Annotated in this window: 17 protein-coding genes and 2 pseudogenes; 8 read left to right on the top strand and 11 right to left on the bottom strand. The window is 45.0% G+C overall.

Translation table 11 applies throughout. From position 1 onward, the window contains the following. Positions 1–360: 360 nt before the first annotated feature. Together RID09_RS22935 and RID09_RS22930 are read left to right on the top strand one after the other, a co-directional pair. Positions 361–1,362: a hypothetical protein gene (locus tag RID09_RS22935; protein WP_446338228.1), complete on the top strand. Its 1,002-nt coding sequence runs from the start codon at positions 361–363 to the stop codon at positions 1,360–1,362. A gap of 157 nt (positions 1,363–1,519) precedes the next feature. Then, positions 1,520–2,608, top strand: a complete 1,089-nt coding sequence (locus RID09_RS22930) for a hypothetical protein (protein WP_446338236.1) — start codon at positions 1,520–1,522, stop codon at positions 2,606–2,608. Between the two features lie 80 nt (positions 2,609–2,688). Here the strand turns inward: RID09_RS22930 and RID09_RS22925 are convergent, their stop codons facing one another. The 4 genes from RID09_RS22925 to psaD form a co-directional block, all read right to left on the bottom strand. Further along, the gene (locus RID09_RS22925; protein WP_446338235.1) at positions 2,689–3,561 is read right to left on the bottom strand and encodes a fructosamine kinase family protein; all 873 of its coding nucleotides are present in this window, start codon (positions 3,559–3,561) and stop codon (positions 2,689–2,691) included. 246 nt (positions 3,562–3,807) lie between these two features. Beyond that, positions 3,808–4,194 carry a hypothetical protein gene (locus tag RID09_RS22920; protein ID WP_446338227.1) on the bottom strand — a complete coding sequence of 129 codons (387 nt, stop codon included), beginning with the start codon at positions 4,192–4,194 and terminating at the stop codon, positions 3,808–3,810. Positions 4,195–4,793: 599 nt separating this feature from the next. Beyond that, complete coding sequence (trpE, locus tag RID09_RS22915) at positions 4,794–6,341, bottom strand: anthranilate synthase component I (protein ID WP_446338226.1); 1,548 nt, start codon at positions 6,339–6,341, stop codon at positions 4,794–4,796. A 389-nt stretch (positions 6,342–6,730) separates the two neighbouring features. After that, positions 6,731–7,189 carry a photosystem I reaction center subunit II gene (gene psaD / locus RID09_RS22910; protein ID WP_446338225.1) on the bottom strand — a complete coding sequence of 153 codons (459 nt, stop codon included), beginning with the start codon at positions 7,187–7,189 and terminating at the stop codon, positions 6,731–6,733. A 355-nt stretch (positions 7,190–7,544) separates the two neighbouring features. Here psaD and cobO point away from each other — a divergent pair, with 355 nt between their 5' ends. After that, the gene (cobO, locus tag RID09_RS22905; RefSeq protein ID WP_446338224.1) at positions 7,545–8,225 is read left to right on the top strand and encodes a cob(I)yrinic acid a,c-diamide adenosyltransferase; all 681 of its coding nucleotides are present in this window, start codon (positions 7,545–7,547) and stop codon (positions 8,223–8,225) included. A 207-nt stretch (positions 8,226–8,432) separates the two neighbouring features. On the opposite strand, the gene RID09_RS22900 is transcribed toward cobO, so the two are convergent. Beyond that, the gene (locus RID09_RS22900) at positions 8,433–9,200 is read right to left on the bottom strand and encodes a ChaB family protein (RefSeq protein WP_446338223.1); all 768 of its coding nucleotides are present in this window, start codon (positions 9,198–9,200) and stop codon (positions 8,433–8,435) included. A gap of 288 nt (positions 9,201–9,488) precedes the next feature. Here RID09_RS22900 and RID09_RS22895 point away from each other — a divergent pair, with 288 nt between their 5' ends. Then, positions 9,489–10,148, top strand: a complete 660-nt coding sequence (locus RID09_RS22895; RefSeq protein WP_446338222.1) for a TraX family protein — start codon at positions 9,489–9,491, stop codon at positions 10,146–10,148. Between the two features lie 273 nt (positions 10,149–10,421). Here RID09_RS22895 and RID09_RS22890 read toward each other — a convergent pair whose 3' ends face one another. From RID09_RS22890 to RID09_RS22870, 5 genes and pseudogenes are all read right to left on the bottom strand, one after another. Next, the gene (locus tag RID09_RS22890) at positions 10,422–10,964 is read right to left on the bottom strand and encodes a 1,2-dihydroxy-3-keto-5-methylthiopentene dioxygenase (RefSeq protein ID WP_446338221.1); all 543 of its coding nucleotides are present in this window, start codon (positions 10,962–10,964) and stop codon (positions 10,422–10,424) included. A 148-nt stretch (positions 10,965–11,112) separates the two neighbouring features. Then, the gene (locus RID09_RS22885; RefSeq protein WP_446338220.1) at positions 11,113–12,573 is read right to left on the bottom strand and encodes a tetratricopeptide repeat protein; all 1,461 of its coding nucleotides are present in this window, start codon (positions 12,571–12,573) and stop codon (positions 11,113–11,115) included. Positions 12,574–12,991: 418 nt separating this feature from the next. Next, a pseudogene (locus RID09_RS22880) lies at positions 12,992–14,307 on the bottom strand (ATP-binding protein). 156 nt (positions 14,308–14,463) lie between these two features. Continuing rightward, positions 14,464–15,246, bottom strand: a complete 783-nt coding sequence (locus RID09_RS22875) for a tRNA(His) guanylyltransferase Thg1 family protein (RefSeq protein WP_446338219.1) — start codon at positions 15,244–15,246, stop codon at positions 14,464–14,466. Between the two features lie 110 nt (positions 15,247–15,356). Beyond that, the gene (locus RID09_RS22870) at positions 15,357–17,174 is read right to left on the bottom strand and encodes a serine/threonine protein kinase (RefSeq protein ID WP_446338218.1); all 1,818 of its coding nucleotides are present in this window, start codon (positions 17,172–17,174) and stop codon (positions 15,357–15,359) included. Positions 17,175–17,690: 516 nt separating this feature from the next. Here RID09_RS22870 and RID09_RS22865 point away from each other — a divergent pair. From RID09_RS22865 to RID09_RS22850, 4 genes are all read left to right on the top strand, one after another. After that, positions 17,691–18,347, top strand: a complete 657-nt coding sequence (locus tag RID09_RS22865) for a DUF6391 domain-containing protein (protein WP_446338217.1) — start codon at positions 17,691–17,693, stop codon at positions 18,345–18,347. 222 nt (positions 18,348–18,569) lie between these two features. Continuing rightward, positions 18,570–18,788 carry a photosystem I reaction center subunit IV gene (locus RID09_RS22860; protein WP_446338216.1) on the top strand — a complete coding sequence of 73 codons (219 nt, stop codon included), beginning with the start codon at positions 18,570–18,572 and terminating at the stop codon, positions 18,786–18,788. Between the two features lie 22 nt (positions 18,789–18,810). After that, positions 18,811–19,671: a DNA-formamidopyrimidine glycosylase gene (locus RID09_RS22855; protein ID WP_446338215.1), complete on the top strand. Its 861-nt coding sequence runs from the start codon at positions 18,811–18,813 to the stop codon at positions 19,669–19,671. Positions 19,672–19,730: 59 nt separating this feature from the next. Next, on the top strand, positions 19,731–20,348 hold the full coding sequence (locus tag RID09_RS22850; RefSeq protein ID WP_446338214.1) for a Uma2 family endonuclease: 618 nt from the start codon (positions 19,731–19,733) through the stop codon (positions 20,346–20,348). Positions 20,349–20,437: 89 nt separating this feature from the next. Here the strand turns inward: RID09_RS22850 and RID09_RS22845 are convergent. Then, positions 20,438–24,859 (bottom strand): annotated as a pseudogene (locus RID09_RS22845) (WD40 domain-containing protein); the annotation flags it as partial. Positions 24,860–25,022 lie beyond the last annotated feature (163 nt).

Below are 25,022 nucleotides of genomic sequence, written 5' to 3'. Positions count from 1 at the left end.
CGAAACCACCTTCCTCGCCCGATGGATTGGTTTGTGTGAATGAGTAACGGTAAAATCCGGCTTTCAGCTTGTCTGCTGTAACACCTCAGGGAATTGATAGAGCAAAATTAACGCTTATCTGTTAAATTTCGGCAAATTCTCGATATACCTCTCATCTACGCTGTCTTAGCGCTGCTTGCTGGACTTGACAGTCGTAGAAGAATCTGAGTATAGTATTTATAGTACAAATGTACTAAATGGCTGAGCGCGAGTGAACAGCCATAGACGCGCCGATCACATCCACACCCAGTCCCTGGAGACTAAGCTGGGGAACATGAGATCGCCGATTGATTTAAGTTATTCAGGATAAGGAGAACAATTGTGGTTGCAACCAAAGACAGTAAAGACCAAATTTTTAAAGCCTTTGAGCAAATCCTGAGCCAACGAAAAACCATTGACTCCAAAATTGCCACCAAAGAAGAAGAAGCCGAAAAACAGAAAAACCAACAGGTTCTAGAAGTCGCCTCAACTTACACCGTCGATAGTATTGTCAAAGGACTAGCGGATTTACAATTAGACTTTGGCACAATTATTAACGAACTCTCAGAAAAATTAACTACCGAATCCGCCAAACGTGACGAACTTAAGTTAGCCATTGAGGTAGAAACTCAGCAATTACAATACTTGCAGCAAATTCGCGTTGTCGCTGACGCCTTGCATATCCTGACCCAAGAACACCAGGAAAACCTGAAGCGACTCGAACAAACGACGACAGAACAGCGTCAGGCGATCGAGAAAGATAAAGCTGACAAACACAAATCATGGCAAAAAGAACAGACAGAATTTGAGCAGAAGGTTCAGGAAGAAAATGAATCTTTAGCCAAAGAGCGACAACAGCAAGAATCTGACTATACCTACAAACTAGAACGTCAGCGCAAAATTGAAGTCGATGAGTATGAAAGCTTAAAACGAAATCAAGAACGAGAACTGCGCGAAGCCAATCAAGAAAAGGAAAAACAATGGTCAGAACGGGAAAAGATTCTGCAAGAGCGTCAGCCTCTATTTAAAGAGTATCAGCAAAAAGTAGATAACTTCCCCAAAGACTTAGACGAGTCTGTAAAAACAGCCAGGGAAGAGGCGATTAAAGACGTTCACCAAGACGCCAAAGTCAAAGCGGAGTTACTGGAGAAAGAGTGGGAATCCGCCAAGCAAAGTTATGAATTCAAGGTTCAATCTCTAGAAGAAACCATTCAAAAACAGACTGAAGAAATTAATCAACTCTATGCTCAGTTACAAGATAGCCTCAAGCAATCTCAGGCGTTAGCGATGAGAGCGTTTGATAGTTCATCTAATGCTAATAACGCCGAAAAAACCAAAGGCTAATTAAGTTATTGTCATTCATTTTAATGGTGTAAATCGTCATTAAGCATTGGTCATTTGTTAGGCTATAAAAGCGCAAATCATCTAATTCTTGACTTCTGCACGCACTGTAATTCCACCCAGCGACACTCGAACAGGAATCAGAATACCCCAGGTAAAAATTATGGCAAGCAAACCCAATAGCAAAAATACCAAAGCTGAAATTCTCGAATCTTATGAAGAATTATGGAAAGAGCGGAAAGAATTAGAAGGGAAACTGAAACAGCTTCAGAAGGAGGTTAAAGATAACAGTGCGTCCTCAAATGATCAGCCTCCTGGAATCCTTAGCAAAAAGATATCCGCCGCTTCTGATAAAATGACGGCGACAATAAATAGCTTGGTTGAACTGCAATTGGGATTTGGGAGTGCTGTTAGTAAGTTATCCGAAAAACTCACCTCGGAAGCCGCGAATCTACAAGAACTACGACAAGCGGTTGCTGAAGAAAGTCAACAGCTTGAAGCCTTATATGATTTAGACGAAATCGAAATTGAAGAAGATACCCTGGATGATTTAATTGAAACTTACCAGGAAAACTCCAAAGCATTTGAAGCAGAACTCAGTCAACAACGAGAAGCTTTAGAGCAAGAAATTCAAGATTTGCGGCAAGCTTGGCAAAAAGAGCAGGATGAGCATCAACAGGCAATTAAAGAACGGAATGAAGATCATGAAAGAAGTCATCAACGGGAGGATCAAGAGTACAAGTATGATTTAGAATTGCGCCGCAATTTAGATCAAGACGCTTACGAACAGCAACAGAAAGTCCTGTACAAGGAACTGGAAGAAACCCATCAAGCGCAACAGCAGCAGTGGGAGGAGCGAGAAAAGGCGATCGCACAACAGGAGCAGAAGTTTGACGAGTTAAAATCTAAGGTAGACGCCTTTGATCAAGAAAAAGAAGCGGCGGTGAAGAAAGCCAAAGAACAAGGAAAGGCGATCGCGAATAATCAAGTAAAAGTTAAGGCAGATTTACAACAGTTAGAAATTGATGGACAAAAGCGCTTCTATGATCTACGGATTCAATCACTACAACAAACCATTGAAAGTCAGCAAGTCCGCATTCAAAACCTCTCCAAGCAACTAGATGGGGCTCTGAAACAGGTTCAAGATTTAGCGGTTAAGGCAATTGAAGGAACCTCAAATTCCAATTCTTATCAAGCGCTCAAAGAAATTGCCTTAGAACAAGCCAAAGGGCAAACGAAGACAAAATAAGAGGTGCAGCGGCACTTAGGGGAGCTGTAGAGACGTTGCAGGTAACGTCTCTACTCGCGTTTATCCACCTAACCCAAACTTTAGCCGATAATTTGCTCAATCATCCGATTGGCTTGTGATCCATACCCACCGCCAAAGAGATTAAAGTGATTGAGAATATGGTACAAGTTATACAGGGTTTTGCGCTGCTTATACCCCGAATCTAACTGCCACACTTGGTTATACCCCCGATAGAACGCCGCAGGAAAGCCACCAAACAATTCTGTCATGGCAATATCCGCTTCGCGATCGCCTACATAAGTCGCCGGATCTAACACTACAGGTTCCCCTGACTTGGTAACAGCGGCATTCCCCCCCCATAAATCCCCGTGAATCAGAGAAGGTTTTGGCTGATGATCCAACAATTGGGGAACTTTCATCAATAATTTATCTTGCCCCGGAAAATGTCCCCCGCGACGCCGTGCTAGTTTGAATTGATATCCTAATCGATGTTCGGCAAAAAACTCTGCCCAATCGTCCATCCAATCGTTAATTTGTGGTGTTGAACCAATGGTGTTGTTTTGGTTCCAACCAAAGCGCCCTTGTTTCCCTTGGGGAGGAGTCGCCTGATGCATCGCCGCTAGCTGGCGTCCCATTTCCACCCAGGATTCGTTATTCCCACTGCCAAATTCCAGCCACTCGAGGACAATGTATGCTGAATCTACCGCGACACCGCACGCGATCGGTTGCGGGACTCTAATGGTATGGGTTTGAAGCATTTGCTTTAACCCCAACGCCTCTGCTTCAAACATACTCACTTGAGAGGCTTGGTTAATCTTGACAAAATATGTAGCATTGTCACCGATTAGCGCACAACCCTGATTAATGCAGCCGCCACTCACCGGGCGGCGGTTGACGACTTCAAAGGGTTTGCCTGTGATGTTGCTAATCTGGGCAGCTATCTCTGTCCACATCGTTGACATTGGCATGTTCCGGGCAGACTTCCAAGGTCAGTTTATCAGAAAGGAGGATCGGCGTTGACTTTCTTTTTCCTGGAGCCTTCTGCTTTCTCAAACATCAGTCGGTACAATCAAAAGTTATACTAGAATTTACAAAAAACTGTAACAGAAGCTACAAAAATATTTTTATGACTGATTCCTTCATTTTAGTCGCTAACTGGGGTTAAACCAACCGACGCTCTAAGGGATTCCGAAAGACAATTATTCGCTATCTTTTGGGCAATAGTCAGAACAATCTGTAGCTTCTGCTGTTAATACTGCACAGGGATTTACAGCACATTTCAGATACGGATCATTTTTAAAATATTTGCAATTTAAGCAGGGGACTTGATGTAAACCTTTGATGGGCGTTAATCGATTTCTGAATGATTTTAATAAATTTGATCGTAATAAAATTAAGACAACCCAAGCCATTACCATCAAGCTCAGGGGCATAAATAATAAACCTCCGTTTTCCTCAAAGGCTGAAGAGTTGCCTTCTCCGGGGTTTGTCCGAAATGGATATTGTGATGGTTGTTCTGTATTGATCTGTTGCAAAGATATTGAAGACTGGCTCAAATAAAAATTATCAGCTTGCTTATTCTGCATGTCATTCACCTCAAAGTATTTTTTCACCTAGAATAGTACAGCTATTTATTACACATTTATTTATTACAGATGATTTGGGAATCAACCGGATATAAGACTTTTTAATGCTCATAGTTGAGCAGGCAATCTTTTTAATCCAATTGGCAAGACCCCTAATTTAACTTCCCGCTTAAGTTTAGTGCCCCTACCTTGGAAGTCATAAGTCACACGCCTGTTTTCACTGGCTAGTTTACAGTTTTTTTGAATGGGTGTTCAATTTACGCTGTACTGTACTACTATAGTTATAACTCAAAAATAAATCTGAAATTTCTCTCTCAAGTTGTATTACAGGTTCTCTCTCAAGTTATACTATCTAGACCGTATCAACCAGACTTTCCCACCAGTATAAGCTGATTTTGCCTCCTTTGTAACCTCATCCTAGTGCAGGGGGCACAGAAAATTTTAACCCACTCTTAGGGGACAAGGGAGACAAGTTTTCAGCAGGTTGTTATTTCTACCGCCTTATCCTAGTCTTTGACAATCGGTGATTTTGATAAATTATCAGTGACAAGCCTGTGTGAGTGAGTGGCAAAAGGAAGTCCTACCCTAAGACTGATGACTTATGACTGTTGACGTTTGTCGGTTGTTTGTAAGCAACGAATGGCTTCTAATAATCCTCTGGCTTTATTTAAAGTTTCTTCGTATTCTTTTTCCGGGTTAGAATCGGCGACTAAACCAGCACCGGCTTGCACAGATACTGTATGTGTGCTAGATGTATGAGGACGAACCACCATAGTGCGAATCGCGATCGCGCTATTGAGCTGCCCTTCAAAATCATACCAGCCATAGACCCCAGAATAAGCACTCCGCCGTTCCGGTTCTAATTCGTGAATAATTTCCATCGCCCGAATTTTCGGTGCACCACTGACGGTTCCGGCGGGAAAGCAGGCTTTGAATAAATCCCAAGCCGTTTTATTTTCGGCAAGTTCTCCCACCACATTACTGACAATGTGCATAACATGGGAATAGCGTTCGATAACCATTTTTTCATCAACTTTCACCGTCCCACTCGTACAAACGCGCCCTAAATCATTGCGACCGAGATCCACTAGCATAACGTGTTCGGCAATTTCTTTGGGATCTTGCAGTAACTCTTGCGCCAACGCTTCATCTTCCTGGATTGTTTGACCTCGGCGACGGGTACCAGCGATGGGACGCAGGGTGGCTTGTAGTTTTCCCGTGGGTAATCGGCTAGCTTTAACCATGACTTCCGGACTTGACCCAATTAATTGCCAATCGCCAAAATTAAAATACGCCATATAAGGCGAGGGATTAATCAGACGCAGGGATCGGTATAAGGCAAAGGGATCACCTTGATAGTTTGCCGAAAGCCGTTGGGAGAGGACAACTTGGAAGATATCACCGGCGCGAATATAGTCTTTGGCTTTGTCCACATTGGCACAAAACTGTTCCTTTTGGGTGTTGCTGGTATAGCTTAACGGCTGCTTGGTAGTTCCTGGCGGCGTCCATTCCAAAACCGTATCCTGACTCGATAAAGGGAGTTGCAGCTTATCCACCAATGTCTGGACGCGATCGCAGGCTTGCTGATAGGCGGATTCCAAGTCCCCTTGAGCATCCCGTAAATCCGCGTAGGCGATCGCCCATATTTTGCGTTTGACCTGATCAAAAACTATCAAGTTATCCACCTGCATCCACAATCCATCCGGCAAATCTTGATCAGATGGAGAATAAACTGGAACTCTAGGTTCAATCCAGCGAATCAACTCATATCCCCAAAACCCGAACAACCCACCAATTCCCGGTGGTAATTGGGGCAATTTAACCGGATGATAGGGGCTAAGGCAATCCGTTAAAGCCTCAAAGGGATTACCTTCAAACTCCGTCACCGTGCCATTCCTGTGCATCTGCGTCGTGCGATCGCCCCGTGCGACCAACACCCATAGCGGATCACACCCTAACAAACTATAGCGTCCCACATTTTCTCCCCCTTCCACCGATTCCAGGAGAAAACTATAGGGTTGACCCGTACAGACTTTATACCAAGCCGACACCGGAGTCTCTAAATCTGCCACCCACTCTTGGTAAACGGGTACAAAATTACCCTGTTGAGACAGGGCGCAAAATTGAGAAAACTCTGGTAATATCATAGGCTTCAACTGGATGAATTATGAATGGTAGGGAAGATGAGGGAGATAAGGAAGATGAGATGTTCCAGACGTAGCAGGCTACGTCTGGAACATTCCCCAATTACAAAATTCAACGACTCCACCCTGCTACACTTCACCTGACGGCTCCTCTCCCACCTGCGCTTTGTGAGCTGTTGGCGAAGCCTTCGGGAAGGGTACGCTCACTCGCTTCGAGGAGGGGGAATCCTGGCGAATTTTGTTGAAGGTTGAACAGTTCACCCAGATGAACCACCAACCTTCAAACAAATTAACAGACCTGCAACCGATTAACCAGTGCAGCACCCGTCAGTAACCCCCTAACAAGCTGTGCTGAATGGGTATTCTACTCGCCTGATAACGGATTACTGAAACTAGACCTCGTAAGTCGCCTTTCCGCTGAACTTGAGGGTAACAGGTTCTGGGTTGTTACCGATCTTGCGGTCAATCTTACCGACGTAGGGACGCCCTTCGTTGACTTTTTCGGGGAAGACTCCATCTGCGGGGTGCAGATACTGAATTTCACCATTGGGATAAAGCCGGTAAATCTTATAGTCTTCAATTTTGGGCTTAAATTGCGTCCGCAATTGGGCGCCCAAAGCCAGACATTGCTCTTTACGAGATAGATAAAGCAGGTTTTCCCCTTGATTCATGATCGCCGCACCGCCCGTGGGCATTTCAAAGACTTGCTTTTTGGGGCTAGTCCAAGTAATCGCATATTTTTCTTCCACTTGGGCTTTAGTCAGCAAGCCGCCGGTGCTACCGCCGAAGATGGGCGGTTTGCCAGATAGAGTAGGCTGTCCTGTTTCTTGCATGTTTTCTGCTTCTGCCATAACTGTCTCTCAATCTTGTATAAGATATAGGGCATGTGAACTACCTACATTAAATCAATCAACGATTACCCTGTAGGCTTCGCGTCTCATTCGCCGATACCGCCACACCAAAAAGATGCTTTGGTTTTGCTCAGCGTCTCTGGTTAGAAAACTAACCTTTATCTCCTCCATCGGAGAACCCGCGTAGTCGCCCTGGTTCCCAGGGCAAAAAAAAGACTATTCAGCTTGTTTTCCGGTTTTATGAGCCGAACTAGTTAAGGAATTTTATCATTCTGTTCCGGTTTATTTTGTCACTTTGTCAAGAACTGTTACAGTTAGTAATGAATTCTTAGTCTTATGTCTTGAGTGATTGGTGATGAAAACCAGTTCCTACGGGGAATCTAGCGAATTTGAGGAATCTGAGAAAGCCTCTGGTTTAACCTCAGAGCAGTACCGCGAAAAAATGCAGCGACGCAAACAGGTTCAGGAACAACGTCTGGCTCAAGCGTCAACCGAGAAAGGGTTAATTATTGTAAACACGGGGAATGGCAAGGGGAAAACGACAGCCGCACTAGGAATGGTTTTGCGATCGCTCGGTCATGGCTATCGGGTAGCAATTATCCAGTTTATCAAGGGAGCCTGGGAACCGGCGGAGAAGGCGGCGTTTGAGCATTGGACAAAAGCCGCCAATGGGGAGACGCCTCAGTTGGAGTTTCACGCCATGGGTGAGGGGTTTACCTGGGAAACTCAAGATCGGGAACGGGATATCACTAAAGCTCAAGCCGCATGGGAAAAAGCGCTGGAGTTTATCCACAACCCAGAGTTTCGCTTAGTGCTGTTGGATGAAGTTAATGTGGCGTTGAAACTAGGATATTTAAGCGTTGAGCAGGTATTGGCAGGGTTAGGGGAAAAGCCCGCAATGTCTCACGTTATTTTAACCGGAAGAGGCGCACCGAAAGCATTAATTGAACAGGCAGATTTGGTTACAGAAATGACGCTAGTGAAGCATCCATTTCGGGAACAAGGAGTTAAGGCGCAACCGGGAATTGAATTTTAATGGATTAGCCTTACACCCGAAAAAAACGTAGGGGCGCACGTCTGTGCGCCCCATTTAACGGTAAAATTTCGTCCACAATTTTAGTCAAATTGTAGGGTGCGTTAGTGAATCGTAACGCACCATTACTCAAGGTTGTCGGTTAGGTTGACACCTGTTCCCTCACAGAATAAAAGGCTCGCATCCTTTACTACAAACTACAAACCCAATTTAAGCTGTCACCTTTTGCTTTGACCACACACCATTTTCATCTTCTTCATACTGCTGATGAATGGTCTGCCAAGCGGCTTGTTCTGCCTGGAGCGGGTCTTGACTCTCATCGTACACGCTATTGTAGCGCTCAATGAATGTTTTCTGAGCGTCTTCAGATAGATGCGATCGCACTTCGGGAGACAAATCGCTAGGATCGTTACATTTGCCGGGACAGGGACGAGGTAGCGTCATATCGCTGGTATGGATTTCTTCCCCACCTGCACTTTGCATTAAAAGTTGATATTCTCCCGATTTTCCCGCTGGAACTTCTACCATCACCAGAAATTCACCAGCTTGCAGGCGTGTTTGGTAAATCGCCGCTTTTTCTTCTGGCATTCCTAAAGCAGCCAGTACCGAGACTAAACCCGCGCCAGCACTACCGGCGAGGGCACCACTAGCTGCCCCTAATAGTACGGCACTCAAAGGACCGGCTGACACCACAGGACCCACAAAAGGAATCAATAAAACACCCACACCGGTTAGCAGACTTAAGAACGAACCAAATAAAGAGCCAAAAATTGCCCCGGTTCTGAGTCCGCCTAAAATAACATCTTTCTTACTAATAAATCCGGTAATTCGGGTTTGAGATTGAAAATTTTTACCCATCACCGAGATATGATCTGAGGGAACGCCGCGATTCACCAGGCGTCGGATGGCGGCATCGACTTGATCTTGTTCTTTAAATACCGCAGAAACCGTGCGTTCTGCTTTATAATTATCAGCCATGTAAACTCTCCTATTTATATTCTGATTGGTTTTGCTAAGCTACCAGGTTAGGTAATTCAACCAGCATCCTTCATCGCTCTTAGGGTGGATCACGGCATAAATTCTCTCCGGGGCGGGTTTCACCGATAACGTTTGGGAAAAAACCGGTAACTGTACTAAACCCACTCCTACCGGGAAAGCCACGGCGATTAAAATCGCGGAACCACACAAACTAAGTTGCCTGCGCGGACTGAATTATCAAGGGGGTAGTTAACCCAGATTTGGTATAACCAAGACATAGTATTAAAATTGCTAAATTCATTTCACATTAAATTAATCGCCTGTCTGCTGATGCTTATCGATCATGTCGGACGGGTATTTTTCCCGGAAGCAACGATTATGGTTGCTATTGGGCGTTTGAGCTTCCCTCTCTTTGCTTGGCTAGCGGCACAAGGCGAAAACTATACTTCAAATATTTGGAATTATGTATTTAGACTTATCCTTCTGGGAGTTGTCTCACAACCGATTTATTCTCATGTTTATTCTTTAATTTTCTCAGCAACTCCTCCCCTGAATATTTTGTTCGTGCTGGCGGCTGGCGTGACGACGATTCGACTCGCTAAACAGGTTAATAATGGTCTGCTTAAGGCGGCTATTGTTTTATTGTTTACCACGATTGCCATAGCCGCTCGTTTCGAGGCAGGATTCTTTACGCTGCCAATCGTCTATCTAATGTCAAACTTTAAGCCGGGGGAGTTGAATTTAAAAGGGTGGTTGGTTTATATCTCACTGCATATCCTTTACGTCGCCGTTGGGGGTGGTTTTATCGAATTGGCTGGAGTTATTGCACCGTTATTTATTCTCCTCCATAATGGGGAACCAGGAATAAAAACACGATGGTTTTACTTATTTTATCCTGTTCATCTTGGTGTAATCGCTGGAATAAAATCGTATTTAACGATGTATTGAATTAATTAAGACGAAGGATGGGTTTTGTTGTTCAGTTATTGGTGACAAGTCGTGTTAGTTCCTAAACCATTGGTGTCAACTTAAGCTCTTGTCAGAACGCAATACTTTGACACAACCCCTCCCTAACCCTCCCCTCATCAAGGGGAGGGAACGTTTCCCCCCTACCCCCCTCGTGGGTGTCGGGAAAGGGCGCACGTCAGTGCGCCCCTACGGTTTCCGGACGTAATTTTAATCCATAAAATTAGGTGTGCCATGTCCCTACCGGGGCTAAATTTACGCCCCAAAATTAATCGCTGTTCCCGTATATTCTGGAACCCACCCTTCTGTTGTGGTGAAATAACGCACCGCTTTCACCCGTCGAGATGGCGTTAAATGAAACCAATGTTCTGTATTCGCGGGGACATTAATATATTCTTCTGGCTGCACGGTTAATTCCACCTGAGAACCATCGGGACGCACGAAACCGAACACCCCTTCACCTGCGACAATGTAGCGCACTTCGTCATCGGTGTGGTAGTGACAACGGTCAAATTTAGATAGCATCGTGTCCAGATTGAGGACATCGGGATGCAGCACAATTAAATCGCGAGACTGATAACCTGCGGTTTGTTTCAGGTGTTCAAAATAGTTATCCAACGCTTGTAGGATTTGTTCCTTTTCTTCATCGGTTAAAGAATCTTGCGCCAACAGGCGGCGAATCTCTGGATTATCGCCAACTGACCAATGATTGAGTTGCACATTCAGGGCGGCTAATTCCTGGGTAATGTCGTTGAGTTGGGTGTAGGTTGTACCGTCTTGGAGTTGTAAGATTGCCATATCGTGGTTCTCCTTTGGGGTTCGTTCGTAGTCGGGGCTTTAGCCCCTGATCCGAGGATTTTTCTGTGCCTAAAGCTAATCTATCAAATTCGGTGTACCCCAGGACTAGAGGCTGATAAACTCTTTGATAACTGAATCACTGATAACGTTAATCCTTGTCATCTTGAATCAACGCTTGAAATCGCGGCTCTTGACGAAGGTTATCCAATTCTGAATTTGTTTTTGCCATGTCTCGGCATTCGTCGGGATTCAACGTGATAGCTTGTTGCAGATTTTCTAGGGCTAGGTTAATTTGGTTTTGCAACGCATAACAGCAAGCTTTTCCGTAAAATGCATTAGCGTCATCCGGTTTAATTTCTAAGGCTTTATTATAGGAAACAATTGCTTCCTCTATTTGTCCTAACTCAGACAGGGCATTACCCCGGTTGTCCCAGGTTTGATGTAAATCGGGTTGAATTTGTAAGGCTTGATCAAAGCTAGCGATCGCTGCCTCTAATCTTCCTAACTTAAATAGGGCATTACCCCGGTTGTTCCAGGCTTGATGGTAATCAGGTTTAAATTGTAAGGCTCTATAGTAGCTAGCGATCGCTTCCTCTATTCGTCCTAACTCAGATAGAACTAAACCCCGGTTGTTCCAGGCTTCATGGGAATCGGGTTTAAATTGTAAGGCTTTATCGTAGCTAGCGATCGCTTCCTCAAATCGTCCTAACTCAGATAGAACTAAACCCCGGTTGTTCCAGGCTTCATGGGAATCGGGTTTAAATTGTAAGGCTTTATCGTAGCTAGCGATCGCTTCTTCTATTCGTCCTAACTCAGATAGGGCATTACCCAGGTTAAACCAAGCAGTGTGGGAATCCGGTTTTATTTTTAAGGCATGATCGTAGCTAATGATCGCCGCTTCTATTCGTTCTAACTTAGCCAGAGCAATACCCCGGTTAGACCAAGCGATATGGGAATCAGGGGAAATATCTAAAGCTTTGTCACAGCAAGCAATTGCATCAACTAAATCACCAACTATAAATCGCTGCTCGCCTTGCTTCAACCAAAACGCCTCCTCACTTTGCGATAACTCTGCTAAAGCTAAGTCGCCTCGATTTTCTAATTTAAACATACCAGAACGCCAGTCATAGAAGTCGGGGGCGCGGCGGTTGAAATAGGTTAGGGCAAATTTGGGTAATAGAAAGACAAAACAGATATTAAAATGGTCGCGAAATGATTCTCGCTGTAGGTTCAGATGTCCTAATAAACGCGGAACGGAAAACAAGGAATAGTTGCGACGTTCTGTATTATCTTTGATTGTCTTTTCATAGTCATAAATCGAATGCTCTAACCCTTGAATAAATAAGATATCGATACTATCCCGATTCGGTAAAGCGGCGATTTCGGTATAGAGATTCTCAATCGGTTCGGTAAGACGTAAAACCTCGATTCTTTTTTGCGGTAAATCCTGCTTGATATCCTTAATTAATTTCTCGGCTGTGGCGGGAGTACAGTCAACAAACAGCAAACCAAACTCTTCTGTCCAACTTAGAGAACGCCGCAGGGCTTCATATTCGTCCTCGGCGTCGCCCTTGTCGTCTTCATCCCATTCGGTCAGGTTTCGGATCATTGCTGTGATGCTGATATATTCTGTTCAGATACCGTAGGGGCGCACCGACGTGCGCCCGGTTTAATTGTCAAATTTATGCCACTATTTTACCAATATATCAGGTGGGCAATGCCCACCCTACTGGCTACTAGCGTGGCACACCTTAATTGGTGGATTAGAATTGTAGGGGCGCATGGCGTGCGCCCGATTTCACCGCCAAATCTATCCCACAATTTTAGCTGTGTCAGTCCACTACTGGCTGATATATTTTGTTTCAAAAAGGGAGACTTTGAGTAATTTTATGGTTTCCCTTTTTCTTGTTCCCCCCTTACGAAGGGGGGCTAGGGGGGATTTCTTATTTAGGGTTGCAACGTTAAGTTAACACAGATGAATGCCTGCTCTGCGATACGATGATAGGCTAAGGTTCCCTTACTACGAACTACAACAGTTGATTCAATGCTGATTGAAAACGCTCAATCCCATAAATTAAGGGATGGACATCATTCCAAACTTTAATTTCTCCTCCTTCATCTAAATAACGATATTCTAAAATACAGCGATTAAATAACAGTTTGCGATACTCATCTTGATTCGGCATCTGTTTACTTTTGGCAACCTGTGCCAACATCATCCATTCCGGTTCATTCACCGCTGTGCGATAGGTTTCTCGCAATTCAGTAATCGCCCGACGCACGGCTTTTTTAGCGATTGGTAAACGAGGACTGCGCTGTAAACTGGTTTTCATTAATAGCATTAAGTTTCGCACATGACCGCCACTAATTAAACAGAGTTGTTCGACGGTATTGGTATCCTCAAATACTTGTTCCAAGGTTAAATCAGGGACACTATGGCGAATGCGTTTATCAATTAATTCCTTTAACTTGTCAATCCCTTTGGTATAGGGTTCACCTGTGGGTTGGCGTACCATAATCATCGGTAAGACTTGTGCTTTACTGTAACGATCTTCTAATACGGTTCCTCGATCCGAATAAACCATGGAAATTGGTACAGTATAAATAGTATGACAATTTAATTTACTCAGTTGTTCACAACGGTCAATGAAAATCTCATCATGATTACTGCGTTTCCCATTTGGTTCATAAATCGGCACAATCCGATCTAAGTTATCGGCAATTACGACTAATTCGGAACAACCCCAGGGTAAATTATGTTTGGCATTTCATTCAACGCCTCAATCAAGGATACCGTATTCGCATCCACCTGTTCTCGAATCTTTTGCCTGGTACTGGGAACGGCTCTTAAATTAGCAGTTAATTTGGCAAATTGTAACATCTGCGATTCCAGACTTAAACTCTCAAATGTCACCTCGGTTAGTGCCAAGTCTTTTAACGAACCCCAGCGATATTTCAACCAATTCAATAACGGATCAGGTTTAGCATTATCTTTCAATGCTTCTAATAACCGCCGCGTACAAGCCAATAAAATATCCGTATATTGGGCATCTTCTGGATCAATATCTTCATCATCAGCGGCAAAATAGACAACATAATACTTCTGCTGTTCCAAGTCAGCTTTGAGCCGCAGCAATTCTGTAGATTTTCCCGCTCCCCGATGTCCGGCATAAAGATTACAGGTAACTCTATCTGATAATAAAATTGATCGTCCTAATTCAATTAAGATATCACAATCGCCCCGCACTTCTTCACAATCCACGTAAGTTGGATCACCAGGGGGTAAGGGGCGAAAGGGGTCAAAGGCATTAAAAATTCGTTTTAATATCTGGAAATCGTTCATGGTTGGTCATTGGTTATGGGTCATTGGTACAATTTGTCTAATCTATGACTTATGGCTGGGATATGGGCAAAGCATTCGCGATGAAAATTTAGTCAGTTCAATGATATATCTAGGCGCGAATGCTTTGCCCCTACGAATTACGACTGTCCCGACGAATTACGAATGCCCTGACGACCGATTCATTTCGCTCAACAAATCGCGAACAAATTGACTATATTGGTCTTTCATTGGCAGATTTAACTCCTGTCGAATCCGTTTCCTCATTGCTTCGGTTGTCTCACCAGTCAGGGGATTTAATCCCGGCTTTTGATAGGATTCCCAATACAATCCTACCCCTCGTTTATGCCAATTCGGTACATGATTAAAATTAATCCCATGCTGGAATAACAATTCATTCTTATCCGCCACCGATAACCGTTCTAACCGAGCTGTGGCTTGTCTGGCAGTTTTGCCATCTTTCCGCAAACACCAATAACTATGAGAGTTTAACGCATTTCTGTGGGCATCTGCTTGTCGCCAGCGAAAATAATCAACCACTATTTCTATTGTCGGTAATTGAGAAATGCGACAATCGAAACCCGCCACTGTTCCCAGTATCAATGAAAATTTAGCACTCGCTTCTCCAGCTAAAACTGAGTTCAGCTTGCGTAATTTGCGATTAAAGGCAGATTCGGCGATATCAAAAAGCAGCGATATTTCATCACTTTGAGTATACCCATAGATAACTTTTAAGCCGCAATGCATCAAATGTTCTACGCTGAGAATCATCAAGTCTCGAAACTTTTCATCAAAGGGTGCTTCAAATGGATGCACTTCCCGCGTTAGCCGTGTAAAACCCCGCCCATCTAACCGCGCTATTATATATAATCCCGGCAAAACGCAGTGATCATGGGCGGTTTCATAAACCCGCATTTTGGCATCGAGTTCATTAAATTTCATAGCGGTTATTTCTAGGGAGATGTAGAGAGGTGATGCAAGAAGCGTCTGGGGGCGGGTTTAGTCACATCAAGGTGAAAACAAATAATAATAGTGAAACCCGCCCCTACTGATTATGGTTTAATTAAATCCTGCTCAAATTTCCGATAACGGGCAATACGTTTTGCCCGATCCAATGGCGGATAAAGAATCAACGTGGCTAAAGGAAAACCTGTGCTAAAAATTGCTCCCAAAACCATACCATTGACAACCCCTAACTTTAAAGCTATTCCTAAACTAATTCCCAAGGCGGCGGATAAGACAGAAACCCCCAATGCTAACCCTTGACTAAAGCCCCGTTGCACACAACTTTGAGCAACGCCTTCTCCTTCAAATGCCGCCATAAATACTACCGCATCCACCGCCGCAAATGCCGCAATTGCCATATCCGTCGCCCGAAATTGAGCGCCAAATCGGGCGGCAAATATCGCCGCGACACCTGCAAAAAAAACGGAAGCCACGGTATCTAGGGCTTTCACCTTGACCCCAAAGCGCGATCGCACCTTTGCCATCCCCTGACTAATCCACCCCGACGTAATCGCCGCCACGAGTCCCAACAGAGCCACTAACACCGAAATGAAAATCGCGATCGCAACACCAATTGTGCCACTATGACTCACAATACCATCCCATGCCATTGTTTCCACCCAGGTGGCGGCGGCGGCAAAGAAAATCAATAATCCTACCGAAAAATAGGGTAATTTCTTCGCTGGAATCGGCACAGGTGCTGTCTTCACCTTTAGGGTTAAGCTTTGGGTTTCCGGATGGGAATTACTATGAATTAATATCTCCCGCTCATAAAGCTTATTCGCCATCAACTTCCGCGTATCCACGGTAATTTTGCCCAGCACTTGATTACTGACAAAATGAGTTTGCTCAAGGTAAATCCATTCATGGAAATCAGGCGTGTGGGGTGGATCACTCAGATGGGGGGCGATTTGCCAACGGCTTTCCAATACCGTATCGGGAACAGAGTTCGTCAGAATGACCTTTTTAGTTATCTTTTCCCCCAATTTCTTCGCCGTGAATTCCAAACATGAAACATTGAGATTCACCTCCGGTACTCGAATCACATAAATTGGATTCAGCGCCTCTAACGCGGTTTCCGCATCTAGAAAACGGTCTTTTGGTTTCAGTTCCACCATCGCTTGCAGCCATTCAATCCACCGCAAACTCAACCGAGGAACCCGATGTTTAAAATTAATCCGATAGTCTTCATCAATTAACTGACTAATATCGGTTGAGGCAATACCCGTGAGTAAACAAATCAGCGTTGCGCCTAACCCATAGAGATCCGACGCCTCACTCACTTGTTGATTAAACAGTAATTCCGGAGCGATGAACCCAATCGTCCCCTTCGCCACACTACTCATGGCAATTTCACTACCGCCGACATGGGCAAAGCCAAAATCAACCAGGTAGACATTCAACTCATCATCGACTAGGATATTTTCCGGTTTAATATCCCGATGACTAATCGGCGGAATGCGATTTTGTAAATAAACTAGAATATTGAGTAATGAAACAGCAATTTGCTTAATTTCATCGGGGTCAAAACTACGCCGAACAGCTAAAGACGCGGCTTTTTTATAATCCTGGACTAAACAAAACCCGGTTGCGGTTTGAAATGAACCCAAATATTGAGGAATTCCTGGATGATTCAATCCACGTAACACTTGAATTTCCCGTTCGATGGCTTCATAATCAGACCAGTTTGCCTCACTTTGGGCAAACTGAAACTGTTTAATCACAACGGGTTCTTTCAGCATTCCCTTTGACGTCAGGGGAGGAATTGGCACCGCCAGGTAGGTGACTCTCCCACCTGCGCGATTATGACCTAATTCTCGAACAACCCTGAAACCGTGGCTGGATAAGTCTGGAAAATTACTCATGAGGTAAGTCAAACGTCAAAAGTTATGTAGAGACGTAGCACGTAGCCTGCTACGTCTGTCAAATTGCGATCCCCCTCTTCCCTTTTTGATCCCCCTTCCGTCCCCCTTTAGATCCCCCTTCCGTCCCCCTTTTTGATCCCCCTCCCGTCCCCCTTAAGAAGGGGGAAGCCATAGGATGCTTCGCTTTTTTTGCACGGGGGAGACCACTAGAGAGGAATAAGATGTACGGTGTCTAGATACAGCAATGCATACCTGGTATTCTATCGCGGCAAAACTTATCGCGTCGTTATGGGTGCGGAGGGTGCGGGGATGCTCAGGTGCAGGGGAAATGAGGGCGGGCGCGAGTCACATCTTTTGTGAGGTCAGAAACGATAATGGTGAAACCCACCCCTACACACTCAAAATTCAACACTCACGCGCCATACCCTTGAGCCTAGCGAAGCGAAGGGTCAACACTTCCCCAATAACGAACGCTAAAGTTGAAAGAATATCGGCTAGTTTGAGAGTACTCCTGCCATGACTTATACGACTTCTGCTCAGACTTGGGATTTTAACTTTCCCACGCCCTATCCCAGCCAAGATACTGACTTACTCAAGCAACTGCCTTTTGTACCAGGGTTACAAGAACTGTTAATGCTGCGTCAGGTTCATGCTCTTGAACATGCTACGGTTTGGGTTCTGGCTGATTTAGCCAACGTCAACTATACGTCACGCCCCGGTAGCAGTCGTGCGGGTACAGCCACCACCGTGCATGAGATGGATAATGATACCTTAGGCGGTTTATCCACCGAACAAGGATTTTACCTCTACGGTCAGGTGAATTTATCAGACTTAAGACGTGCGGTTCCTCTGGCGTTGAACCGTCTCACCCAAGGGGAATGGAATTTAGCTGTACATCCTCGTTGCGGTACGAATCTCTCCGTTGGCATGATGTTAACGGCTGGACTTGCCCTAGGCGCCCATCTCCTCCTACCCCGTGGTCCGATTGAGCAACTAATTGGTTTGGGTTTAGCCACCGCCACAGCTACCCAACTTGCCCCTGACATTGGTATCCTAGCTCAACGCTACCTAACTACGGCTATTCCATTTAATCTAGCTGTTGACGATATTAGCGATACCTCAGATATCTGGGGACGACCTGCTCATTTCGTACAGGTGCGATGGCGGGATTAGACTCAAGAGGGTAGGAGGGTAGGAGTTCCATCGGTGTAGAGACGTAGCATGCTACGTCTCTACGATGCTCCCGCACCCCGCCATCCCGCCCTATCTCCCTCTATATCTGGAAACAAGGGGCTTTTCAACTTATCTTTGTAATAAAACTTAAAACACAGAGTAAGCAGACACCCCTGATCCAGTAGTACGCTGTAAAACTAGATTAGTAAGGGAAAAACTGATATGGCAGAAATAGCACGCGGCGCGAAAGTTCGGATTAAACGCAAAGAATCCTACTGGTTTAACGACGTTGGAACCGTGGCAACCGTAGACAAGAGCGGCATTATCTATCCGGTCATCGTCCGTTTCGATAAAGTCAACTATGCTGGCATCAATACCAATAACTTTGCTGAAAACGAACTCATAGTCGTGGAAGCGGCTAAGAAGAAAGCTAAGAAGTAAAGGAACGGTATCACACGAAGCCGTGCCTGAATTGCCGGAAGTTGAAACAATTCGTCTGGGTCTCAAGCAAATTACTTGTACCCAGGATATTCAGGGTGGGGATGTGTTGCTCCCGCGCACCATCGCCTACCCTGTTTCTGTGGCAGCGTTTTTGGAGGGTGTGAAGCAGACGAGAATTACCGATTGGCACCGACGGGGTAAATATTTGCTTGCCCAACTTAGCCACTCTGAAGAGGGGGATGCTGGCTGGTTAGGAGTGCATCTGCGGATGAGTGGGCAACTTTTATGGATTCAGCAAATGGAACCGTTACAGAAGCATACGCGAGTGCGCTTGTTTTTTCCCCAAGGACAGGAATTGCGTTTTGTGGATCAACGCACCTTTGGTCGGATGTGGTGGGTGCCGCCGGGGGAAGCGTGCGATCGCATTATCACGGGGTTGCAAAATTTAGGACCTGAACCCTTCTCGGATGCGTTCTCTCCAGAGTATTTGACACAAAAGCTGAAAACGTCTCAGCGTTCGATCAAAACCGCCCTCCTCGACCAATCTCTGGTTGCAGGCGTGGGGAATATCTACGCCGATGAAGCCTTATTCGTGAGTGGGATTCACCCTCAAACTGTTTGCGCCCGATTAAGTGTAGACCAAATTGAACGTCTGCACCAAGGGATTATTCAAGTGTTAAAAACGGGGATTGAGGCGGGTGGCACAACCTTCAGCAGCTTCCTCAATGTCCAGGGGGTCAATGGCAATTACAGTGGAGTCGCTTGGGTCTATGGTCGCACAGGACAGCCTTGTCGCGTCTGTGAGACCCCAATTGAGCGGATTAAGTTGTCTGGGCGTTCGTCTCATTTTTGTCCGCGCTGCCAGTCACCAACGACCAAGTAAGATTTCAGTTCCGGTGTGTAAGAATTGAAGGATTCAGGTATTGCTAAGGTTGTGAGACGATGATTCAAGCTATACCCAAACAATTAACATTTGACGAATTTATTGACTGGTATCCAGAGAATCCAGAGTATCGCTATGAACTGCACGACGGGGTAATTATTGCAGCGCCTAAACCAAGGGGGAAACATTCAGAAGTCGCTGGGTTTATATCTGGGGAACTGTTCCTGGAAATTCGGCGTTCTCAACTGCCTTATTTTATACCCAAGGAATGCGTTGTTAAACCTGCACAAGAATCGAGTTATGAACCTGATGTCATTGTTTTAGATAAGATTGGTGTGGCGAACAACGAACCTCGCTGGGAAAATGAATCTATCATTATGTTTGGGACTTCTATCCGTTTAGTTATAGAAGTGGTTTCCATGAATTGGAGTGATGATTATGCCCTGAAATTGGAAGATTATGAGGCGATGGGTATTCCTGAGTATTGGATTGTAGATTATCTGGGATTAGGCGGTAGGCGTTATATTGGCAGTCCCAAGCAACCGACGTTTTCGGTTTATCAACTCGTTGATGGTGTGTACCAGGTGCAGCAGTTTCGGGGAGATGACCGGATTGTGTCAGCAATTTTTCCAGAGTTGAATTTGACGGTTAATCAAATTTTCAGTGCTGGGGTATGAGGGTATTTAATCTTCAATCCAACCTACTGGCTGGGCGGTTGAAACCGCAGCTACACAAACAAAACCCGCCTGCGCGGGTTCCCCAATTCTTAATCTTGTGTTAGTTCTACGGCGCCTAAAGTTTTGAGTGTGGTTTTCTCGGCTTCGGTTAAACCTGTGATGCCTGTAATATTCATACCCTCATAGGGTCTATCTGCCATAGTTTTTAGGCACTCGCTAGTCTTGACATCCCAAATCTTGATGGTTTCATCCCGGCTACAACTAGCAATCGTTTCACCATCTGGACTAAATGCAACTGAAAGCAAGGAATCGGTATGTCCTTGGAAAGTTTTCAGGCATTCACCCGTGTGGATATCCCATAGTTTCACCATTTGGTCTGAGCTTGCACTGGCAATCGTTTCACCATCTGGACTGAATGCAACTGCCCGTACTCGTGCAGTGTGTCCCGGAAAGCTTTTCAAGCATTCACCTGTATGGATATTCCATACTTTTATCGTTTGATCGTCACTTCCACTAATCAAAATGTGACCATTTGGACTGAAGGTAACTGCACGCACCCAATTGCTGTGTCCTGGAAAGGTTTTCAAGCATTGACCTGTATGGATATCCCACAGTTTTATCATTTGGTCGTTACCTCCACTAGCAATAACCTGACCATTTGGACTGAAGGTGACGGCACGTACCCAATTGCTGTGTCCTGGAAAGGTTTTCAAGCATTCACCCGTATGGATATCCCATAGCTTTACTGTGTTATCACAACTGCCGCTAGCAAGAGTTTCACCATCCGGACTGAAGACAATTGAGTTCACCCAACTATTATGACCTTGAAAAGATTTGAGGCATTCGCTAGTACAAACATTCCACAATCTCACAGTATGATCAGAACTAGCACTAGCAATAGTTTGACCATCTGGGCTAAAGGTGACTGAGCGTATCCAACCAATATGTCCCTGTAATTTATGGAGACATTTACCCGTGTGGATATCCCATAATTTCACTGTTTTGTCATTACCCCCACTAGCAATAACTTGACCATTTAAACTGAAAGTAATGGCACGTACCCAATTGCTGTATCCCTGAAAGCTTTTCAGACATTCACCTGTATGAATATCCCATAGTTTTACCGTTTGATCTGAACCCCCACTGGCAAGAGTCTGACCATTTGGGCTAAAGGTGACTGAACGTACCCAACCAATGTGTCCCTGTAGTTGGTTGAGACATTCACCTGTTTGAACATCCCAGAGTTTTAATGTTTTGTCATTACCACCACTGATTAGTGTCTGATTATCTGGACTAAAAGCAACTGAACGTACCCAACCAATGTGTCCTGGCAAAATATTGACACATTCACTGGTACGAACATTCCATAACCTCACTGTCTGATCAGTGCTAGCACTAGCAATCGTTTTACCATCTGGGCTTAATGCGACTGACAATATAGAATCAGTATGTCCCTGCAACTTTTTAAAACATTTGCCAGTGGGTATATTCCATAGTCTTATTATTTTGTCATGACTACCACTAATAACAGTTTGACCATCCGCACTGAAAACAACCGAGAATACTGAACCGAAGTGTCCCCCTAAGGTTCCAAAACATTCATCTGTATTGATATCCCATAGTTTTACTGTTTTGTCACGACTACCACTGGCAAGAATCTGACTATCCGGACTAAAGACAACTGATAATACGAAATCAGTATGCCCTGGCAAAGTTTTCAGGCACTGACCTGTAGAAATATCCCATATTTTTACCTTTTGATCATTACTGCCACTGGCAATAGTCTGACCATTTGGACTGAAGGCTACTGAGTTGACTCTATTGGTGTGTCCTTGACAGCTCCAAAGTTCTCTTCCATTGGCAGCTTGCCACAAGCGAACAACTCCATTATCATCTCCTGTGACTAAAAATTGTCCATCTGGGCTGTATGCTATGGATAAAACATAACAAAACACTTTAGTAAAACTACAATCAACTAAGTTAGCCTCTGTCAAATTTACACGGTGCAAACTAGCATTAGAAAAATCAGCAGCTTTAATGACGGTGTGACTAAGATTTATACCTTCGATCGCATTCTGATCAACCCTCACCAGCAACGTCGCTGCATTTCCCCCAATATATCCCACTTCATCCTCACTTTTACCCCGTGTCGCTTCCAGAATTTCCAGAAGGGGCGATTTTTTTGACCTCTCCCCCAGCCCCTCTCCTGCAAGGAGAGGGGAGCAAGATTCTTTCATTTCCTTTGCTGCAACAGGCGAGCAAGACTCTCCCATTTCCTCTCCTGCAACAGGGAATTCTTGCTCCCCCCTTCCCTGCGAGGGAAGGGGGGCTGGGGGGGTTAGGTCAAGCATCGGTACAATCAAATCCATCACCGCTTTTGTCAACTTTGCTTGTCCTAAAGTTTGACGTAAATAAGCTAAAGACTCACTCTCAAATCCCTTTAACGGCGCAATGGAAATCATCTTCCCCGCCTCATCTATCTGGCGATAAAAATAAGATGACCAGGTATAATTTTCAGGCGTAGCACTTGCCTCAATAGAAGATTGAGCTTTAGCTAATTCGGTAAAATCAGCCGCCAATACCCCCAACTCGGCGGCAAACTTATACGCCACAAAAAACTCCAATAGGGATCGATGCGCTGGAGTATAATCGCCATCGGCATTCCGAACCAGCATCGATTGCCCCATCATGTCATAATGCCAATGGTCTAAATCCTTTTCCTCCCGAACCACTGAACCAAATAACCGACGAATGCGATCAGGAAATTGCCGATAATTCAAACTCATCTGATCCGTTGACAACATCTCCCACGCCAACTCACACAGAAAATAAAGCTTATCTGCCAACGATGTAAACGTGCGTTCGGCTTTAATATCCCGTTCCATCTTGCGCCACACGGCATACAAATAAATCCTGGACATATCCACAGGTTTACCTGCTTCAATATCTGGCAAGGCTTCTAATATCAAATCCGTCATGACTGGACGACGGGCTAAATCTAATAATTGCGGATTTCCCATTACCTGATTAACTGTGGCTGGTTGAGCTTGAAAGGATAACACCTGACGGATTTGGTTATCATCAAATTTCTCCAATTCCAGCACTTCAAACTGAGGCGCTTCCCCGGTCAAATTCGCAGTCGAGGCTTGTAATTCACCATTCAGCAATGCCCGTCCTTCTTTTGCCTCTGGAAAATGTTCGGTGCGACAGGTTAAAATAACTTTGCTTCCGGGTACAACTACCTTCGCCAATTCCCAGAAGTTGTTAATCATTTGCTGGCGATCAACCTTGGCTGCCATTTCGTCAAAGCCATCGAATATGAGCAGCAATTTCCCCATGCGATTGAGTTGATCAAAGACTTTGCTAGTCAGGCGAATATTATGCTGACTAAAAAAGAAACCCGCGAGAACATTCTCCACATCAACAGCTTTGGCATAGTCGCGCAGGGTAATCACTAAGGGTAAGCGAGGACGGGAAACACCGCGTTTTTTTGCCTCCTGATACCGTTGCAATGCTATCCAGGCATAGTGGAAGGCAAACCAGGTTTTGCCTGTGCCAAATTCTCCTAAAATTGAGATATGCTCTTTTGTGGGGTCATCTAACCAGAGGTCAATATACCCGTCAATCCAACCATCGCGTTCATCGTAACGACTCACGGCAATTTGACGCTGGGTAATCGGATCAATCTCTGCTTTGCTGCAAGCTAACGGCACATAGTTTTGATCGATCCTTCGCCGTTTTACCTCTGTTTCTAACCAGTTCAAATACTCCCGAAAATCTGCCGCTTCATCCAATAATTCATCAAAAGTATAACAAAATAAATCACGATTTTCCCGCGTTTCCACCGCATCACGGGCGGCGCGACTGATGCGGCGTTGGGTAACTAACCAGCCTTCATCGGTTCGTTGAGTATCCACTGATTCTCGCAAGGCGGTGACATCCCGAATTCCGGCTTCTCCCTCAATCCCCCTGACCAAAATCCGGTCATATCCGCGTCGGGCGGGAATGTTGACAATCCATTCAACATAAGTATCATCCCAGATTTGATAGGGTTCAAAGTCATAGCCCAAGGTTTCAAACCAACCCTTCATCTGTTGGGCTAAACCAAACGCCCGACAGGGGATTTCGGTGGATGATTCCTCGGCTGATGATAAAGATTCTTGTGCCGCCAACCGCGCTATCTCGGTACGAATTCCGGCTAAGGTGGGGAGTCTATCCAACCGTTGATGCAGGGTTCTCATCGATTTGTGTAGGGAGTCGATTTTCTGGTTGGTGAGAACGTCTGCTGGAGTGCGCGATCGCTTAGCCACTTCAATGAATACGGTAGCAAAGGCGGCAAATTCACGCTTGGGGTCAATGCTTAATTCTCGGATTTCATCCCCCAAGGCGTATCCGTCGAGAAAGGCTTCCCCTTGTTGCAGGAGAATCGAGGGGTTATTGCGATCGAAGGCTTGGCGAAAAGCCTGTTGAATCTCGTTTTGTCGGAATAGTTCGAGGATTGGCTTGGGTTTTTAGTGGGGAGGTGTGGGTTTAACCGCTCATAAAAATGTATACAATTATAATCATTCGTTGCCACAAGTATACACCACGTCCAACGAAGCGGTAGTTGAACGATTCCGCTGTGGATTTTCACCACGTCTAGAAGTGCGTTTCCGCTTGCTCTGCATTCCGTCT

Source organism: Coleofasciculus sp. G1-WW12-02, from assembly GCF_040219735.1.
Lineage (GTDB): Bacteria > Cyanobacteriota > Cyanobacteriia > Cyanobacteriales > Coleofasciculaceae > Coleofasciculus.
The sequence above is the reverse complement of the archived record's forward strand: the minus strand, read 5'-3'. Positions and strand labels throughout refer to the sequence as shown.

Excerpts from the sequence above, each read along its gene's own strand:
- RID09_RS22925 (WP_446338235.1), bottom strand. The coding sequence starts at position 3,561 with ATGTGGACAGAGATAGCTGCCCAGATTAGCAACATCACAGGCAAACCC.
- RID09_RS22920 (WP_446338227.1), bottom strand. The coding sequence starts at position 4,194 with ATGCAGAATAAGCAAGCTGATAATTTTTATTTGAGCCAGTCTTCAATA.
- trpE (WP_446338226.1), bottom strand. The coding sequence starts at position 6,341 with ATGATATTACCAGAGTTTTCTCAATTTTGCGCCCTGTCTCAACAGGGT.
- psaD (WP_446338225.1), bottom strand. The coding sequence starts at position 7,189 with ATGGCAGAAGCAGAAAACATGCAAGAAACAGGACAGCCTACTCTATCT.
- cobO (WP_446338224.1), top strand. The coding sequence starts at position 7,545 with ATGAAAACCAGTTCCTACGGGGAATCTAGCGAATTTGAGGAATCTGAG.
- RID09_RS22900 (WP_446338223.1), bottom strand. The coding sequence starts at position 9,200 with ATGGCTGATAATTATAAAGCAGAACGCACGGTTTCTGCGGTATTTAAA.
- RID09_RS22890 (WP_446338221.1), bottom strand. The coding sequence starts at position 10,964 with ATGGCAATCTTACAACTCCAAGACGGTACAACCTACACCCAACTCAAC.
- RID09_RS22885 (WP_446338220.1), bottom strand. The coding sequence starts at position 12,573 with ATGATCCGAAACCTGACCGAATGGGATGAAGACGACAAGGGCGACGCC.
- RID09_RS22875 (WP_446338219.1), bottom strand. The coding sequence starts at position 15,246 with ATGAAATTTAATGAACTCGATGCCAAAATGCGGGTTTATGAAACCGCC.
- RID09_RS22870 (WP_446338218.1), bottom strand. The coding sequence starts at position 17,174 with ATGAGTAATTTTCCAGACTTATCCAGCCACGGTTTCAGGGTTGTTCGA.
- RID09_RS22865 (WP_446338217.1), top strand. The coding sequence starts at position 17,691 with ATGACTTATACGACTTCTGCTCAGACTTGGGATTTTAACTTTCCCACG.
- RID09_RS22860 (WP_446338216.1), top strand. The coding sequence starts at position 18,570 with ATGGCAGAAATAGCACGCGGCGCGAAAGTTCGGATTAAACGCAAAGAA.
- RID09_RS22850 (WP_446338214.1), top strand. The coding sequence starts at position 19,731 with ATGATTCAAGCTATACCCAAACAATTAACATTTGACGAATTTATTGAC.